General features: G+C 34.6%; 17 protein-coding genes. 6 read left to right on the forward strand and 11 right to left on the reverse strand.

Features of this window, described 5'->3' with window-relative positions; genetic code table 11:
- The first annotated feature begins 217 nt into the window (after positions 1-217).
- Positions 218-505, forward strand: coding sequence for a GNAT family N-acetyltransferase (locus AC57AW_RS17090; protein WP_318845260.1), 288 nt, complete (start codon positions 218-220; stop codon positions 503-505).
- On the opposite strand, the gene AC57AW_RS17095 is transcribed toward AC57AW_RS17090, so the two are convergent.
- On the reverse strand, positions 506-1,603 hold the full coding sequence (locus tag AC57AW_RS17095; RefSeq protein ID WP_496352834.1) for an MBL fold metallo-hydrolase: 1,098 nt from the start codon (positions 1,601-1,603) through the stop codon (positions 506-508).
- A 171-nt stretch (positions 1,604-1,774) separates the two neighbouring features.
- Between AC57AW_RS17095 and AC57AW_RS17100 the strand changes: the two genes are divergently transcribed.
- A complete protein-coding gene (locus tag AC57AW_RS17100; protein ID WP_496352835.1) occupies positions 1,775-3,313 on the forward strand; it encodes a S41 family peptidase in 1,539 nt (512 codons plus the stop codon).
- A gap of 42 nt (positions 3,314-3,355) precedes the next feature.
- On the opposite strand, the gene AC57AW_RS17105 is transcribed toward AC57AW_RS17100, so the two are convergent.
- From AC57AW_RS17105 to AC57AW_RS17130, 6 genes are all read right to left on the reverse strand, one after another.
- Positions 3,356-3,946 (reverse strand): hypothetical protein, encoded by a 591-nt coding sequence (locus AC57AW_RS17105; RefSeq protein ID WP_318845257.1) that lies wholly within the window; start codon positions 3,944-3,946, stop codon positions 3,356-3,358.
- A 13-nt stretch (positions 3,947-3,959) separates the two neighbouring features.
- On the reverse strand, positions 3,960-4,469 hold the full coding sequence (locus AC57AW_RS17110) for an RNA polymerase sigma factor (RefSeq protein WP_318845256.1): 510 nt from the start codon (positions 4,467-4,469) through the stop codon (positions 3,960-3,962).
- A 257-nt stretch (positions 4,470-4,726) separates the two neighbouring features.
- Entirely contained in the window at positions 4,727-5,086 is a 360-nt protein-coding gene (locus tag AC57AW_RS17115) for a DUF7716 domain-containing protein (protein ID WP_318845255.1), read from the reverse strand.
- A 62-nt stretch (positions 5,087-5,148) separates the two neighbouring features.
- Positions 5,149-5,964: a hypothetical protein gene (locus AC57AW_RS17120; RefSeq protein WP_496352836.1), complete on the reverse strand. Its 816-nt coding sequence runs from the start codon at positions 5,962-5,964 to the stop codon at positions 5,149-5,151.
- 11 nt (positions 5,965-5,975) lie between these two features.
- Entirely contained in the window at positions 5,976-6,485 is a 510-nt protein-coding gene (locus AC57AW_RS17125; RefSeq protein ID WP_318845253.1) for an RNA polymerase sigma factor, read from the reverse strand.
- 148 nt (positions 6,486-6,633) lie between these two features.
- Positions 6,634-8,262 carry an NADP-dependent glyceraldehyde-3-phosphate dehydrogenase gene (locus tag AC57AW_RS17130; RefSeq protein WP_496352837.1) on the reverse strand — a complete coding sequence of 543 codons (1,629 nt, stop codon included), beginning with the start codon at positions 8,260-8,262 and terminating at the stop codon, positions 6,634-6,636.
- Between the two features lie 289 nt (positions 8,263-8,551).
- Here AC57AW_RS17130 and tpx point away from each other — a divergent pair, with 289 nt between their 5' ends.
- Entirely contained in the window at positions 8,552-9,121 is a 570-nt protein-coding gene (gene tpx, locus AC57AW_RS17135; RefSeq protein ID WP_496352838.1) for a thiol peroxidase, read from the forward strand.
- 97 nt (positions 9,122-9,218) lie between these two features.
- Here tpx and AC57AW_RS17140 read toward each other — a convergent pair whose 3' ends face one another.
- Together AC57AW_RS17140 and AC57AW_RS17145 are read right to left on the reverse strand one after the other, a co-directional pair.
- The gene (locus AC57AW_RS17140; RefSeq protein WP_496352839.1) at positions 9,219-9,785 is read right to left on the reverse strand and encodes a hypothetical protein; all 567 of its coding nucleotides are present in this window, start codon (positions 9,783-9,785) and stop codon (positions 9,219-9,221) included.
- Positions 9,786-9,866: 81 nt separating this feature from the next.
- Positions 9,867-10,562, reverse strand: coding sequence for a TonB-dependent receptor plug domain-containing protein (locus AC57AW_RS17145; protein ID WP_496352840.1), 696 nt, complete (start codon positions 10,560-10,562; stop codon positions 9,867-9,869).
- A gap of 572 nt (positions 10,563-11,134) precedes the next feature.
- On the opposite strand from AC57AW_RS17145, the gene AC57AW_RS17150 reads away from it, so the two are divergent.
- Positions 11,135-11,512, forward strand: a complete 378-nt coding sequence (locus AC57AW_RS17150) for a helix-turn-helix domain-containing protein (RefSeq protein ID WP_496352841.1) — start codon at positions 11,135-11,137, stop codon at positions 11,510-11,512.
- A gap of 501 nt (positions 11,513-12,013) precedes the next feature.
- On the opposite strand, the gene AC57AW_RS17155 is transcribed toward AC57AW_RS17150, so the two are convergent.
- A complete protein-coding gene (locus AC57AW_RS17155) occupies positions 12,014-12,724 on the reverse strand; it encodes a DUF6261 family protein (RefSeq protein WP_496352842.1) in 711 nt (236 codons plus the stop codon).
- 67 nt (positions 12,725-12,791) lie between these two features.
- Entirely contained in the window at positions 12,792-12,914 is a 123-nt protein-coding gene (locus tag AC57AW_RS17160; protein WP_496352843.1) for a hypothetical protein, read from the reverse strand.
- A 146-nt stretch (positions 12,915-13,060) separates the two neighbouring features.
- On the opposite strand from AC57AW_RS17160, the gene AC57AW_RS17165 reads away from it, so the two are divergent.
- Both AC57AW_RS17165 and AC57AW_RS17170 read left to right on the forward strand, forming a co-directional pair.
- Positions 13,061-13,369: a hypothetical protein gene (locus AC57AW_RS17165; protein WP_496352844.1), complete on the forward strand. Its 309-nt coding sequence runs from the start codon at positions 13,061-13,063 to the stop codon at positions 13,367-13,369.
- Positions 13,366-14,430 (forward strand): Shedu anti-phage system protein SduA domain-containing protein, encoded by a 1,065-nt coding sequence (locus AC57AW_RS17170; protein WP_496352845.1) that lies wholly within the window; start codon positions 13,366-13,368, stop codon positions 14,428-14,430. The genes AC57AW_RS17165 and AC57AW_RS17170 overlap by 4 nt, the downstream gene beginning before the upstream one ends.
- Positions 14,431-14,471 lie beyond the last annotated feature (41 nt).

Consider the following 14,471-nt stretch of genomic DNA (forward strand, 5'->3'; position numbering starts at 1 on the left):
ACCTCTATTGAATTTTAACGACAAGATCTTTCATCTTTCATCTTTCATCTTTCATCTTTCATCTTTCATCTTTTATCTTTTATCTATTTATATTATAAATTTCGTTAAGATTCCTGAAAACTATTATTTCATATTATTTAATTTCGTAATTTTAATGAAAAGAATGTTTTTGGGAAGTTCTCAAAATTATTTTTAATCAACCAAATCTTACATTATCATGGAAAATATAAAGTTTCAGGTATCGCCATATCAGGATGAATTACAGCTCCTTATTGATGGAGAAAAGGCAGGTTATATGTCTATAGAGGTTGACGGAAGACTGCTTATCGTGTATTATACGAAGCTTGATGAAGAACGTGAAGGAAAAGGATACGCTAAGCTATTACTGGATGAATTGGTACGCTATGCAGAAGAAAAAGATTTGCTTGTAGACCCGGAATGTGATTTTGTACGACAACAGTTTGAAAATCATCCCGTAAGATATAAAGATATCTGGCATGCCTGATCAGTTTTCCCACCAGGCTGTAAATTGCTGTTCATCCTGATTCAGATCTACTACCTCTCCAATCATTGGAGTGAGGATATTCAACCCGTTTTCTTTTCCGAGAGCAGTTATCTTTTGTAAAGGTTCATTCCATGGGTGAAGAGCGAGTGCAAATTTTGCTGCATGAACAGGGATGATACGCTCAGCATTGAGATCAATAGCAGCCTGAATAACATCTTCCGGCATTGTATGGATATACCTCCATGCTTCCCCATATTGTCCATTCTCAAGAATCGCATAATCAAAAGGACCATATTGCTCACCAATTGTTTTAAAGTGGGTATCATAACCGCTGTCGCCTCCTAAGAAAATTTTCTTTGTAGGCGTTATCAGAACATAGGAACTCCACAGGGTATCATTCTGCCTGATTCTCCTTCCGGAAAAATGTCGCGCAGGAGTAAAAACAATTTTTATATCATTCTTCAGGTTCACTTCTGTTCCCCATTCTTCTTCAATCAATGCATTTTCAGCATATCCCCATCTTTTCAGATGCGCTCCCACTCCCAAAGGTAAAATGGCCATTCCTGTTCTGTCTTTGATAGATTTTACAGTAGGGTAATCCAAATGGTCAAAATGATCGTGGGTTATTACCAGATAATCAATATTCGGAAGATCTTCAGGTTTAAAAATATCCGATCCTTTGAACGCCTTATTGAAATATTTAAAAGGAGAACCATACAAACTCAATACAGGATCAATCAGAAAAGAAACACCATCTGTCTGAATATAATAAGATGAATGTCCCAGCCAGATAAATACATCCTGATTTTTGTCTATGTTTTTTAAATCGGTATGAAGGGATGGAATTTCCTTTAAAGGCTTCAAGAGTGGATCTTTTTTTCCTAAAAAGAAATCATAAGTCACTTTCGACATTTTGTAGCCTTCTGTAATAGAGGGTGTATGACTGATATTCTGAAACTGTCTTTTTTTATAGAGTTTTGACTGCTTGATACGTTTCAGCCTCTCTCCTTTTGGTACCCCGCCAAATGCCCTCATATTAATCACTATAAAAAAGGTAACTGTAAGCACAGCTACTGTCGTAATAATCCAATAAATCATCTGTAGAAAATAAATATCAAATGTATAGACTTTTGTCTTTAAATGAAAATATATTCAGTTTCACTGCATTTTTTAACTAAATTTATCATGTATTTTGGAAAATTTATTATTCATTTAAGTCATGGTTAATTTTAAACTTTCTATTTTAGCACCCTAAAAAACTCAGATCTATTGAAAAATTATTCGGTAATATTTCTTCTCGCAATACTTTCGTCTTGTGCTTCTATAAGAAAACACAACGAACAGCGGGCTTCATGTATTCCACCGGAGCAACTCAAAGAGGATGTGGACTTTGCTTATTCAAAATTACAGCAAATGCATCCTCAATTATACTGGTATATTCCCAAGAAGGAATTGGACCATAAATTTGACAGTCTTAAGCAGACTCTCAATGAATCTCTTACTCCTCTTCAGTTTTATTTTAAACTTCAGCCTGTTATTGCAGGAATCCGTGAGGGACATCTTTCATTGAGAATTCCCAGAAAGAAATTTACCAAAAGAGAGTTTAAAAGACTGGAGAATCAGAAAGGAATGTTCAGCCGTTTCGAATATTATATATCAGGTGATCAGATGTATATCATTCAAAACAGAGATTCTATTGAAAATATAAAACCCGGAACTGAGATTATATCAATCAACAATGTTCCTGTTTCGGATTATATAAAGAAATACAGAAGTCTGATCAGCAGTGATGGTGACAATACAACTTTCTATCCTTATTTTCTAAAAGATCTTTTCTTTAATTTTTATACTGCAGAAAACGGTTTTGGAAGTAAAGCCACCCTTGAAACTCTTTATCAGGGAGAAAAACGAACGTATACTTTAAGCAGAGAGACAAAATCTGACTCTGATCTTGAGAAGGATAAGGAAATGCAGAAAAAGACACTGGAAAAGAAACTGAACGATTATGTAGCTTCAAGTAATTCTTATAACAGAAGTTTTAAATTTCTGGATAAAGACAGTACTATTGCGTACATAAAGGTACAGAGTTTCTCCAGAGATTATTCTGATGAATTTTATAAAAAGACCTTTGCCAAGATTAATGGTGCCAAATCTCCCTACCTCATCATAGATGTCCGAAATAATTATGGAGGTTCTCTTTATGAGATCAATAACCTGTATTCTTATTTAGCAGATGCACCTTTTACTTTGATCAAACCTTCTCAGGTAACATCGAGAAATACTCCACTGCTTACCAACTATTTCAGAAAAAGCAACCCTCTAGAATATGCTCTTAAAAGCATTGCTTATCCTAGTTATTTTTTCGCTCAGGCTTTCAGCACCTATAAAAAAGACGGAAAGGTTTTCTATAAAATGAAAGCTGATAAACCCACAAAACCCAATAAGCAAGCTTACCACGGAAAAGTTTTTGTATTGATCAATGGAGGAAGCTTCTCAGCATCTTCTATTATTACAGCCAAGCTTAAGAACGATAAAAGAGCAACTCTTGTAGGTGAAGAAACCGGTGGTGCCAATGACGGAACAGTAGCAGGCTTTTATTCTTACCAGAAGCTTCCTAATTCTGCAATCAGGTTTCCTATCGGATTACTTCTGGTACAGCCTAATATCAATTTCTCAGATTCACGGAAAGGGGTGATTCCTGATGTAGTGGTTACTGAAAGCATGCAGGATATCATTGATAAGAAAGACCCACAGCTGGATTGGATAAAAAATGAAATTGCTAAGGAAAAAGATAATAAAGGACAATAATTTATAAAGGTTCGGCGGGCTTTCAGCCCGCCGAACTCATTTTTATTTTTTCAATTCTTCTAAAAGATTTTCAATATGCTGCATATATCTTCCGTAATAACGGTGAAACCAGAATTTTCCGGCCAGATAGAGCAAAAATAATCCTCCAATCACAGAACCTATTAAGATCACTGCAATTTTTAGTTCACTCAAAGGTTTTGGCCATGGGATAAATTCCAGAACAATAAGGATCTCACATACCAGAAACGGTGCAAAACTGATATAGTATGACAGATAATATTGTTTATTCAGATTCAGCTGCATTACAAGATCTTTCAGAGAATCGTAGGTCTTAGGTGCAGGGTTACTGATTTCGTTATACAGTTTAAAGAACTTACTGAAAAAGAAAACGGTAACAATAAGCATGGAAGCAATTAAAACCGTTATATACAATTGCAATTTAAAAGGTCTGCAGACTGAGCAAACTAAAAATGCAAAAACAAAAATTCCTATCACCCACCAGAATTCCACACGCATGTTTTTACGTATTTTTTCAAGAGGAAGATTCAGTTTATTTCTTTGTTCAATACTTATTTCAGGAGTTTCCTCCATAATATCTTCATTCCAGGTATTTTTCAATTCATCGATATTCATTGGATTACTGATTTTAATGTTTGTTGGTTTTTATTTGGCTTAAGATATCTTTAAGTTTATTTTTTGCGCGGTTCATTTTCACTCTTACATTTCCTTCAGAAATTCCCATCTGTTCTGCAATCTGCTTACCTGAAAAATCCTCCAGATAATAGAATATAAAGGCTTTATCAATGGAATTGAGTTGATGAATAGCCTTATACATTTCAGCCAGGCGCTCTTCTTTCCGGTAATCATAGTCTTCCTGTACAATAATCTGATTAGAAAAATCTTCATGGGCAATAAAGCTTCTTCTTTTTTCTGATTTAAGGAAGATAATGGCCGTATTCAAAGCGATTCTGTACAGCCATGTTGAAAATTCGCTTTCACCTCTGAAACCAGGAAATGCTTTCCAGAGCTGATAGGTAATCTCCTGAAAAAGATCATCCCGATCATCCTTTTCAGTCATGTACATTTTAGAAATCTTAAATAGGATTCCCTTATGCTTTTCAATTTGACTTATAAACTCTTGTTCTAATGAGGTCATGATTTGTTACTCTATAGAGTTAGTTTTCATTTAAAAAAATTGTTACAGTATTTTTACAAAAGAAATAAAAAAACCAACAGAAAAACACCGTCAGGCACTTATTATAAATGTTTTTAAATTTATTATTTCTTAAGATACTATTTTACTCAAAATCATTTTTGTCGAATTTTATCTTTAATAGTCCATCAAGGCATAAAAATAAAGAACCTGATATTTGTTTATATCAGGTTCTTCGTTTAAAATATATAATTCTACAATTATTTAAAATCTAAGAAATCATCTTTTTCAAGATAGTGATTCAGGGCTTCAATAAGCTGGAAAGAGGTTACATCGGCATGCTGCCTGAAAGCAAGATCCACTACATCCTGAATATTCTCATCAGAGCATATATAGTTAAGTTTATTATGATATACAAAATCAGGTAAGATTTCGCTGTCATTCCCTCCTATATCCAAAGGGTCACCAATAAAAACTTTCATTTCGGGTTCAAATTCGTCTTTTGAAGAATAGACTGCATAATTATATTCCGGGTCAAAGGATGCTTTCCGATCCTGTTTATTCTTTACAAGCTCCAGGAATTCTTCTATAGAATACACTTGATTTTTAAAATCATCCATCTGATATTTTTTTACAACTCAATTTTTTAAAGATAGAAATTTTGCGGAATATAAAATAATTTCTAATTCAGTTTATTTAAAGCCCTCTGCAAAGATCCAACATCCAGAAAATCAAGCTTTGCTCCCACTATGATAATAATCAAAAGAACAATTGTCAGAAATAGAATGATAAAAAAATACATAGATACAAACCAGATAACCGTATTCAGAATATTTCCTTTGATTCCCATTTTATTCATGAAAAATTTCTGTGACCGCTCAAACCAAGTTTTTTTCTTTGCCAGTCTGGGGCTTACTTCAATTTCATTGAGTTCATCTACCAAACGTACTACATCATCAATATACCTTCCGTACATATAATAGATCCAGTATTTTATGATAAAAGCAATCAGGAGCAGTGTAATCAGAAGGCTGATTCCGAAGATGGCCAGATTATATTCCCTCTCAAAATGAAAGTTAATTTTGATCAGAGAGAGAAGAAACCCAAGAGGAATATAGGAAATATAATAGGCAATGTAAATTTCTTTCGATATGAGAAGCTGGGTTTTGAGGTTGAATAAATCATAATTTGTATTGATACTATTCTTTTGAAGCAGCTTATACAATTTCAGAAACCGGGAATAAAAATAGACGATAATAACAATGGTCAGGATGGTGACAAATGCGGATATGATTTTAATATTAGAATCAGCAGAAGCAAACGGGAAATTGGTTAAAAGTAGAGGCAGCGTTACAATCATCAGCCAAAACTCAGTTTCCATATTTACTTTCAGCATCTGTAACGGAGAGTGTATTTCCGTCTGTTTTTCCAGAGAAATTTCAGGAGATTCCTGTCCCGTATCTTTATTCCATAGTTCTTTAAAATTGTCTAGTTCCATCCTTTTATCTTTTAATAAGAACCTGTTCTTTGTTGGGTAATGATGTCTTTCAGCTTCTCTTTTGCCCTTTTCAGCTTTACCCGTGTATTCACTTCGGTTATTCCCAGCTGAACGGCTATTTCTTTTCCGGAAAAGCCTTCCAGAAAGAAAAATATAAGCGCTTTATCAATGGGGCTCAGCTTATGAATAGCTTCATACATCAGCTTCATATTCACATCATCCGTATCATTATAAGGTTCCTGCCGGGCACTTAGCCCATCTACATTCTGATTCTGTATAAAACTACGTTTTTTTTCACTTCTCAGGAAAACAATTGCTGTGTTTAGCGCAGTTCTGTACAGCCAAGTAGAGAAATCACTCCTCTTTTGAAAATCACCGTATGATTTCCAGGCCTGGTAGATGATCTCCTGATAGAGATCATTCTGATCGTCCTTATTATCCATATACATTTTAGAGATCTTAAAAACAACACCTTTGTGCTTTTCTATTTTCTCTAAAAATTCTTTTTCTGGTGAAGACATGATTTACACAACTGATCCTTAGATGGCATTTACAAAAAACGTCATCTTATTTATAACACAAAACTTTATTTCCGCCATTAAGATAAAAAAATCCTCAACAAACAAAGAAGTTTATTGAGGATTTTTATTTATGTTAAATACAATAGGATCAGAAAATGTAATCTGTGCTTAAAAAGTTGGAATCATGTTCTCTGACAATCGTATTGAGTAATTCTTTATTGGAATCTGTAAGTTTTGCTGCTACCAGAGACCGAATTGAGAATGAGCGGAGCGCATCAAAAACAGAAAGCGTTCCTTCCGCGCTGTCTTTTCTTCCGGTAAAAGGAAAGACATCAGGGCCTCTTTGCGCCTGGCAGTTGATATTGACACGGCTTACGAGATTTACAAACGGATCAATCAGCCTGGCGACTTCCTGCGGATCTTCACTGAAAATACTTACCTGCATCCCATGTGAAGCATTCACCTGATATTCTATTGGCTCTTCTATGTCTTCAAAAGGAACAACTGGAATTACCGGACCAAACTGTTCCTCATGATACAGCTTCATATCACTGTTTACCGGATACACTACTGCCGGAAAAACAAAAGATTCATCCGTATAGCCTCCGTCTTTATTCAAAACCGCTGCTCCTTTCTGTAATGCATCGTCAATACATTCTTTCAAATAAGGAGGTTTATTGACTTCCGGAAGCGGAGTTACTTTTACATCTTTTTCCCATGGCAATCCCGGTTTCAAAGCAGAAACCGCTTCACTCAGTTTTTTTGTAAACTCCTCAGCTATTTCTTTCTGAACAAATATCAACTTTAGTGCTGTACATCGCTGTCCGTTGAAAGAAAGCGCACCCAAAATACATTCGCTCACCGCCACATCCAGATTGGCATTTTTGGTCACGATGGCTGCATTTTTAGCATCAAGACTCAGAATAGCTCTTAAACGATTCACTTTCGGATGCAGTTTTTTCAAGCCATTAGCTACTTTACTTGAACCGATGAAGGCCAGAACATTTACTTTTCCGCTTTCCATGATTGGCGTGATAATCTCTGATCCTTTTCCGTATAATGTATTTACAGTTCCTTTCGGGAATGCTTCTTTAAAAGCATTTAATAAAGGATAATGTGCCAGTACACCATGTTTCGGAAGCTTAAACAGAATGGTATTTCCCATGATCAAAGCGGGAATCAATGTAGTGAAAATCTCATTCAGAGGATAGTTGAACGGTCCCATACTTAAAACCACTCCAAGCGGAGCCCTTCTGATCTGTGCAATTGTTCCTTCTGCCTGTTGAAAGCGGGAAGATTCTCTGTCCAGATCTTTCAGTGCATCAATAGTCTGGTTGATATAATCTACGGTACGGTCAAATTCTTTGGTAGAATCAGCCAGTGTTTTTCCAATTTCCCACATCAGCAACTTGATGATCAGATCTCTTTGCTGGATCATCAGGTAGACGAATTTCTGCATACATTTGATACGTCCTTCCACAGACATGGTAGGCCATTCGCCAAGACCATTGTCGTAAGCTTTTACGCAAGCTTCAAGGACTTCCATAGCTTCGTTTGGGCCAATATTCGGGATACTTCCCAAAAGTTTTCTTTCTAATCCGTTTTCTGTAGGGATGCACACTGGGGAATAGATTTCGGTGACATCTCCGGTCCACTCTACCAGTTCGCCATTCAAAAGATAGGTTCTCTGATGAATGACCGGAACTTTATACTCTTCCGGAATTTCGTTTTCACCCTTAAAAATGTGATGGAATGATGCGGTATTTTCTGAACTCATAAATCTTTCTATTTTTTTATGTGATAAGATTGAGACTATTTCAAAAGTGTCATTCTGAATGAAATGAAATGTAGTGAAGAATCTAATATATCCAGAGATCAATAAGATTCTTCCTTCGTCAGAATGACAAAAGCCAAACTATTTGACTTTTGAGACAGCCTCGTTTAATAATATAAAGGTAGAAGTAAAATGTTTTGAAAAAAACAATCTGCTCATAGATTCGATCTATTTGAATTAAAATTAATCTCAGCTCCTGAAAAAAGAATAATTTAGCCTAAAAATAAATTTCATGTTTTCAAAATTAGTTTTCAGTACACTATTATTCTTTTCCGCAATGAGCTTTGCACAAAAATCTAAAGCAACCAACACGGTTTTAATGGGAGGAAAAGAAGTACATACCTATGCCAAATTGCCGGCCCTGAATAAGCCAGCTCCTAAATTTACCCTTACTGATGTGAATATGAATGATCAGACGTTGGAGTCTTACAAAGGGAAGAATGTGATCTTAAATATCTTTCCTAGTGTAGATACAGGCGTGTGTTCAGCTTCTGTACACCATTTCAATGAAGAGGCAGGAAACCTTCCCAATACGGTAGTGCTTTGTATTTCTAAAGACTTACCATTTGCACAGAAAAGATTCTGTGGTGCAGAAGGAATCAAAAATGTTGTGATGCTTTCAGATTTCCGTTCAGATTTTGGATGGAACTATGGTGTAGAACTGGTAGATTCTGCAATGAAAGGCCTTCTGAGCAGAGCTGTAGTGGTAATAGACCCTTCCGGAAAGATCATCTATGAAGAGCAGGTAGCAGATATTTCACAAGAACCGAATTATGAAGCGGCTATTGCAGCGGTGAAATAATACGTAATTTACTTTGATATAAAATATTCCGGCGATCTGCGATCGCCGGAATATTTGTTTTACGATCTGCAATCAGATCTTTTTCTGCCAGTATATTCTATTTCTTACTTTCAATTACTATAACGCCAAACTTTCCTTTATCTCCATACAGTTTAGTGGCTCCTTCACCGGAAAGTACTTTTACACTTTTCACGTTATCTCCGTTTATTTTTTTCATCTTTTCTTCAGATATTTTTTTATTATCCAGAAGAATCAATGGTTGTGTAGATTCAATCTGTTCCTGGGTAGGCATGCCCAGCCACATGGTTTTATTGAGAGTTTTGTTGATAACTTCTACGCCACCAATTCCTTTTTTAAAATCAACTTTTTTTACTTCTTCATCTTTTAATTCCTGGGCTTTGGCTGTGGTAACCACTCCGCTTGCAGCTAGTAATCCTAAAGCCACTTTACTGGTTAATGAAAAACTCAAATTCCGTCCCAGCTGATCCTCAGTAAATCTTCCGCATACATTTTTATCAGACTTAAAGCTCGTGATAAGTTCTTCATCTGAAAAGTATGTAAAATCGGTTACTTTTTTAGAACAAACGGAACAAAATTTCCCTTTTTCATCGCCTGTCATTTCTTCCCAATTTTCATGACAAGGGTTTGCAATATTTAGTCTCATGGTCAGTTATTTTATTACTAAGATAGAGTAATAATAGAAAATTTAGAATATATCGTATAATTTATGCTTGTTTTATTTTTTTTACCGTTTCTTCTTAGTAGTAATCACTACTACTCCGTCTTTGGCTTTTTCACCATACTTTGCAGAGGCAGAAGCGCCCTTCAGGATATTCATTGTTTTTATAAGATTAGGATCCAGCGCTTTTACTTTTTCATAATCGCTTATTTTTCCATTCACTATGTACATAGGTTTGTATACTGCTCCACTTGAGGGAGCTCCACCAATACGTATACTGTTATCATCCCTTGGAGACTTCCCAATTACTCCTGATAATTTTGATACCATTTCTTTTCTTTCTTTTTCTTTGCTGTCTAATAAAGCGCTGGCAGGCACTACCGAAACAGATCCAAGCAATTTTCTGTCTCTCTGAGTGCTGAAAACAATTTCCTGTACTTCTTCAGTCTTTAGGGTATCACAGCTTTTATTTTGCTGGGCATTCACACTTACAATTCCTCCCGTTGTCAGGATAGCACCTACCGCAAACTTCACAAAAAGAGAATTGATATAAGAATAATGCAACTCCCTATTAAGCTGTGATGGATTAAAATTTCCACAGATCTCTTCCGAAGTCTTAGAGAAGACATCTATAATATCATCATCCGAAGTTTTCCTGAAATCTCTCACTGTTTTGGAACAAACAGCACAGAATCTTCCTTTTTCATCTGGTGACATCGCATTCCAGTTTTCATGGCAAGCTTTGGGTATCGTAATTTTCATAGTAAGCTTTTATTATAAAGATGCTGGAATGATAAAAAAGGTTGGAATGGGTTGTGAAATTTTCTAACATTTTAAATTTTGTTGAAAAATCGCAAAGGTTTTTAAGCATCTAATTCTGTTTAGATTCCTGCGGAATGACAGACTGTAGGATAATCTAAATGAATAGTTTGTATTAAAGTCTGGACAAATAAGTATCCATATGGACTTCCTACGCGCTCACCTTGTCATTCCGTAGGAATCTAAACTCTTATTTTTTTCGTTAATCTAGCTTTTACTGCAGAGATTCCTGCGGAATGACAGACTGTATGGATAATCTATGCGCATAGTTTATATTAAATTCTGGACTAATAATGTTCACATATACTTCCTACGTGCTCACCTTGTCATTCCGAAGGAATCTAAACTCTTATTTTTTTCATTAATCTAGCTTTTACTGCATAGATTCCTGCGGAATGACAATAAGAACGTAAAAAACTCGCCGATGATTGAGAAATTCTACTTCCCTGCAATTTCCTCTAAAAAGAAATATTTTTTTCCGCTAATATTTTGCATATTTGTAGAAAATACGGGTCATGCAAAAAGAAAAACTACGCAACGTAAGAAAAAGAAAAGGCATCACACAACAGCAGATTGCTGACATCATCGCCACAGATGTATCCAACTACAGCAGAAAAGAAAGCGGAGATGTAGCCATCAGAAAGGAAGAATGGGAAAAGATTGCCCGCTATCTGGAAGTACCTGTAGAGGAAATCTATGAAGAAGAGGAAGCAAAGCAGATCAATAACTTCGATAATATTACAGCAAGTAGTGGCTTTGGAAATAATATAAATGGTAATCTCTATTGTAATGTACCCGAATTCCTTCTGGAAAACCAAAGAGACTATATAGAACACCTGAAAAAGGAAAACCAAAGATTGCAGGAAGAGATAAAAGCCCTTCAGAATAAATAAAAAATATCCTATAAACATTAAGATAAATGAAAGTATTAAGAATATTAAGATGAAGCACCTAGCTTAAAAAACGTCTTTGATGTTTCCCTTAACTACTCTTCACAACTTAAAAATCCTTAATGGTTCAGAAAAAAATAAAACTCAGCATATTGCTGAGTTTTTTTGTACCATAGTTGAAAACGCAAAGATCAAATTAAAAACTTTGCGTCAAAAACGTATCTTATTGGTAAACGCAAAGGCGCAAATTATGAAACTATATAAACATTTACATTGATTATTTTTAACCACAAAAGACACAAAAGTTTTAAACACTTAAGTTTTTAGAGCCAAACTTTATGTAAAATAAGTACACCTAAGTTTTGTGAAAATCTAAGATTTTCATCTTATGTGAGCTTTTCTTCGGAATCATTTTAAACTTATTTAAAGACTAAAGTCTTTTAAAATGAAAGCTTTTGTGACTTTTGTGGTTTTGAAAATCTTGTGCCCTTGCAATAAAAGAGCTTATTTCTGTGGTACTGTATCACCACCTTCTTTCTTCCCTAGCGAAGAATTTTTGGCAGCTTTCACCAGCTCATTGGTATCACTATAGAAAAGCTCCCAGCCGGAAACATCCTTCATTGCTGTAATCAGATTGAAATAAGACTTCAGTATTTTCTCCAGACTTGTACGGATTGCACTGGCACTTTTCATCTGACGAAGATCAGCATTAGCACCTGCCTGTTCGGAAAAAAGCGTTTCAAAATCCCAATGTTTCGTTTTCATATCTTCAAATGCTGTATCCAGAGAGAGAATAGATAGTTTCTCTATATTTTCTGGTTTTTCCAGTTCCTCTATCAGCTTTTTCATTTGGGCGGTTTGGGAAGAGTAGCTCAGCCTGTCCAGGTTTAGCCCAAACTTCTTAAATACCTGATAGAGATCCTCTGCAGCTTGATAATTACTGGCGGAGGATAATTTTCTGTAGCCGTTCAGGAAGGCTTTCAGGTTTCTATATGCCATGTCCCTTTCCTGATCTGCTGTTGCCACATCTATTCCTTTTCCGCTGTAGATCTGCTTTGTATAGACTTTGTCATAATCTGCATACGAAGCTTCCAAAGCGTCTATAAGTGGATGATTGATGATAACAGGATATTTGCCAGATTGGGCATTGGAAATAATTCTTTGAGCTAAAGTCGCAAGATCTTTAGTACTCAACTTAGTGAGTGCAATTTTCATACTTGTGTTTTTGTTTTAATAAATTAACAATCAAATATATAAAAAAGTTGTTTGGTTACAAACATACTTACAACAAACCTCCGGAGTACTCCGGAGATTTCCCACAACTTGCAGGAGACTTCAGGAGATCTCCGGAAGTAACAAACATACTTGTTTTAAACAAACGGAGACCTCCGGAGGTTTGTTTCACTATTGTTTTAGACTTCCGGAGGTGTCGGGTGGTTACAAACGGGGGTGTTTTGAAGTGGGGAGATTTTTGGATTATGGAAAACCATAATTATAAGTTACTGATATTATGTATATTTGAATTAATATAAAACTAAAACTATGGATCCTATGGAAATTTTAGCAAATGCTATTCAACAAAAAAAACAAATTAGTTACGAATATGAATCAACGGGAAGAGCTGTTGGTGTAAGAATTGGAAATCCCCACGCTATATTTATTTCAACTGCCGGAAATGTAAATATCGATATATATAAAATTGATGGGGTAAAATCAGATCCAATGAAACCTATCCCTGCATGGAGACAATATAATGTTAAAAATATAAGAAATGTTATAATATTAGATAATATTTTTTCTATTGCTGACGGATACAACCCTGTTTCAAAACAATATTCAAGAGTGATTGTTAAAATATGAGTGTACAATATCAAAAAGAAATTTTTTCAAATGATAATTTAAAATTATTTATAAATTTTACTGGCATAAGCCAAGCAAACACTATGAATAAGGATGAATTATCTCTTTCCATCTTTGCTATAGATAGAAAAAATTTAATAGAAGTATTTTCAGAAACATTACCCTTTAATAATATACAAGAAATTTATAATCATTTAAATAGTGTTTCGATTATAAGAAATAATGGTGCAACATATACTACAGAATTTATTGAAGTTACAGATAATATTGCCGATATTTTTGCTATTATTAAAACTGTCGATAGTACACTTGTAAAGTCCATCCTTGACAAGGTGAATGAAAATGAAAAACTCGCTTTAGTACTAGAAGCCCTAAACGAAAGTGAGATACAAAATCTTCATGCTTCTATTAGGCAAACTAGTCATAAAAAATCATTAAACAATCTTAGACAATTACTTGAATTAGAAGATACAACCACAATAACAGAAAGTATCAAATTACACGAAAACTTATCTGAATATTCAGCAGGTCAATCAGAAAAAATTTTTCAAAATTGGATTGAAAAAAATATTTGGACATTAGGAATCGATTATATTCAAAAACATCCTGCCCGACAAATTGGAATTAATTCGGAAAGTGATTTAATAATGGAAACTACTGATGGATTTATAGATTTAATAGAATTGAAGCGTCCAAAATTTGGATTATTTGACTACGACACCAACCATAAAAGCTATTATCCTTCGAAGGAGCTATCAAAAGTTATAGGTCAATGTATGCAATATCTTAAAATTCTTGACGATTATAAACTAATATTAGAAAAACAACATAAGTTTAAATTATTAAGGCCTAGAATCAAAATTATAGTAGGAAGGACAAATAAATTTACAGATTTAGAGTTTGAAGCATTAAGAATGTTAAATTCAAGCCTTAATCACATACAAATAATTTCGTATGACTATTTATATTTATGTGGGGACAACATTATATCTTACTATAGTAAGCAGCTCAAAGAATCAATTGACAAAAAAGATGATAAGATTTTACCTTCTATTTTATAAAAACTTACATATAATCAACTATATCTACATTAAAAAATAGA

The sequence above is a fragment of the Chryseobacterium sp. BGA-UO-ETr-SB22 genome, from assembly GCF_059567885.1.

What these genes read in the sequence shown, in the direction of transcription:
- AC57AW_RS17090 (WP_318845260.1), top strand. Translation starts at nt 218, where the DNA reads ATGGAAAATATAAAGTTTCAGGTATCGCCATATCAGGATGAATTACAG.
- AC57AW_RS17095 (WP_496352834.1), bottom strand. Translation starts at nt 1,603, where the DNA reads ATGATTTATTGGATTATTACGACAGTAGCTGTGCTTACAGTTACCTTT.
- AC57AW_RS17105 (WP_318845257.1), bottom strand. Translation starts at nt 3,946, where the DNA reads ATGAATATCGATGAATTGAAAAATACCTGGAATGAAGATATTATGGAG.
- AC57AW_RS17110 (WP_318845256.1), bottom strand. Translation starts at nt 4,469, where the DNA reads ATGACCTCATTAGAACAAGAGTTTATAAGTCAAATTGAAAAGCATAAG.
- AC57AW_RS17115 (WP_318845255.1), bottom strand. Translation starts at nt 5,086, where the DNA reads ATGGATGATTTTAAAAATCAAGTGTATTCTATAGAAGAATTCCTGGAG.
- AC57AW_RS17120 (WP_496352836.1), bottom strand. Translation starts at nt 5,964, where the DNA reads ATGGAACTAGACAATTTTAAAGAACTATGGAATAAAGATACGGGACAG.
- AC57AW_RS17125 (WP_318845253.1), bottom strand. Translation starts at nt 6,485, where the DNA reads ATGTCTTCACCAGAAAAAGAATTTTTAGAGAAAATAGAAAAGCACAAA.
- AC57AW_RS17130 (WP_496352837.1), bottom strand. Translation starts at nt 8,262, where the DNA reads ATGAGTTCAGAAAATACCGCATCATTCCATCACATTTTTAAGGGTGAA.
- tpx (WP_496352838.1), top strand. Translation starts at nt 8,552, where the DNA reads ATGTTTTCAAAATTAGTTTTCAGTACACTATTATTCTTTTCCGCAATG.
- AC57AW_RS17140 (WP_496352839.1), bottom strand. Translation starts at nt 9,785, where the DNA reads ATGAGACTAAATATTGCAAACCCTTGTCATGAAAATTGGGAAGAAATG.
- AC57AW_RS17145 (WP_496352840.1), bottom strand. Translation starts at nt 10,562, where the DNA reads ATGAAAATTACGATACCCAAAGCTTGCCATGAAAACTGGAATGCGATG.
- AC57AW_RS17150 (WP_496352841.1), top strand. Translation starts at nt 11,135, where the DNA reads ATGCAAAAAGAAAAACTACGCAACGTAAGAAAAAGAAAAGGCATCACA.
- AC57AW_RS17155 (WP_496352842.1), bottom strand. Translation starts at nt 12,724, where the DNA reads ATGAAAATTGCACTCACTAAGTTGAGTACTAAAGATCTTGCGACTTTA.
- AC57AW_RS17165 (WP_496352844.1), top strand. Translation starts at nt 13,061, where the DNA reads ATGGAAATTTTAGCAAATGCTATTCAACAAAAAAAACAAATTAGTTAC.
- AC57AW_RS17170 (WP_496352845.1), top strand. Translation starts at nt 13,366, where the DNA reads ATGAGTGTACAATATCAAAAAGAAATTTTTTCAAATGATAATTTAAAA.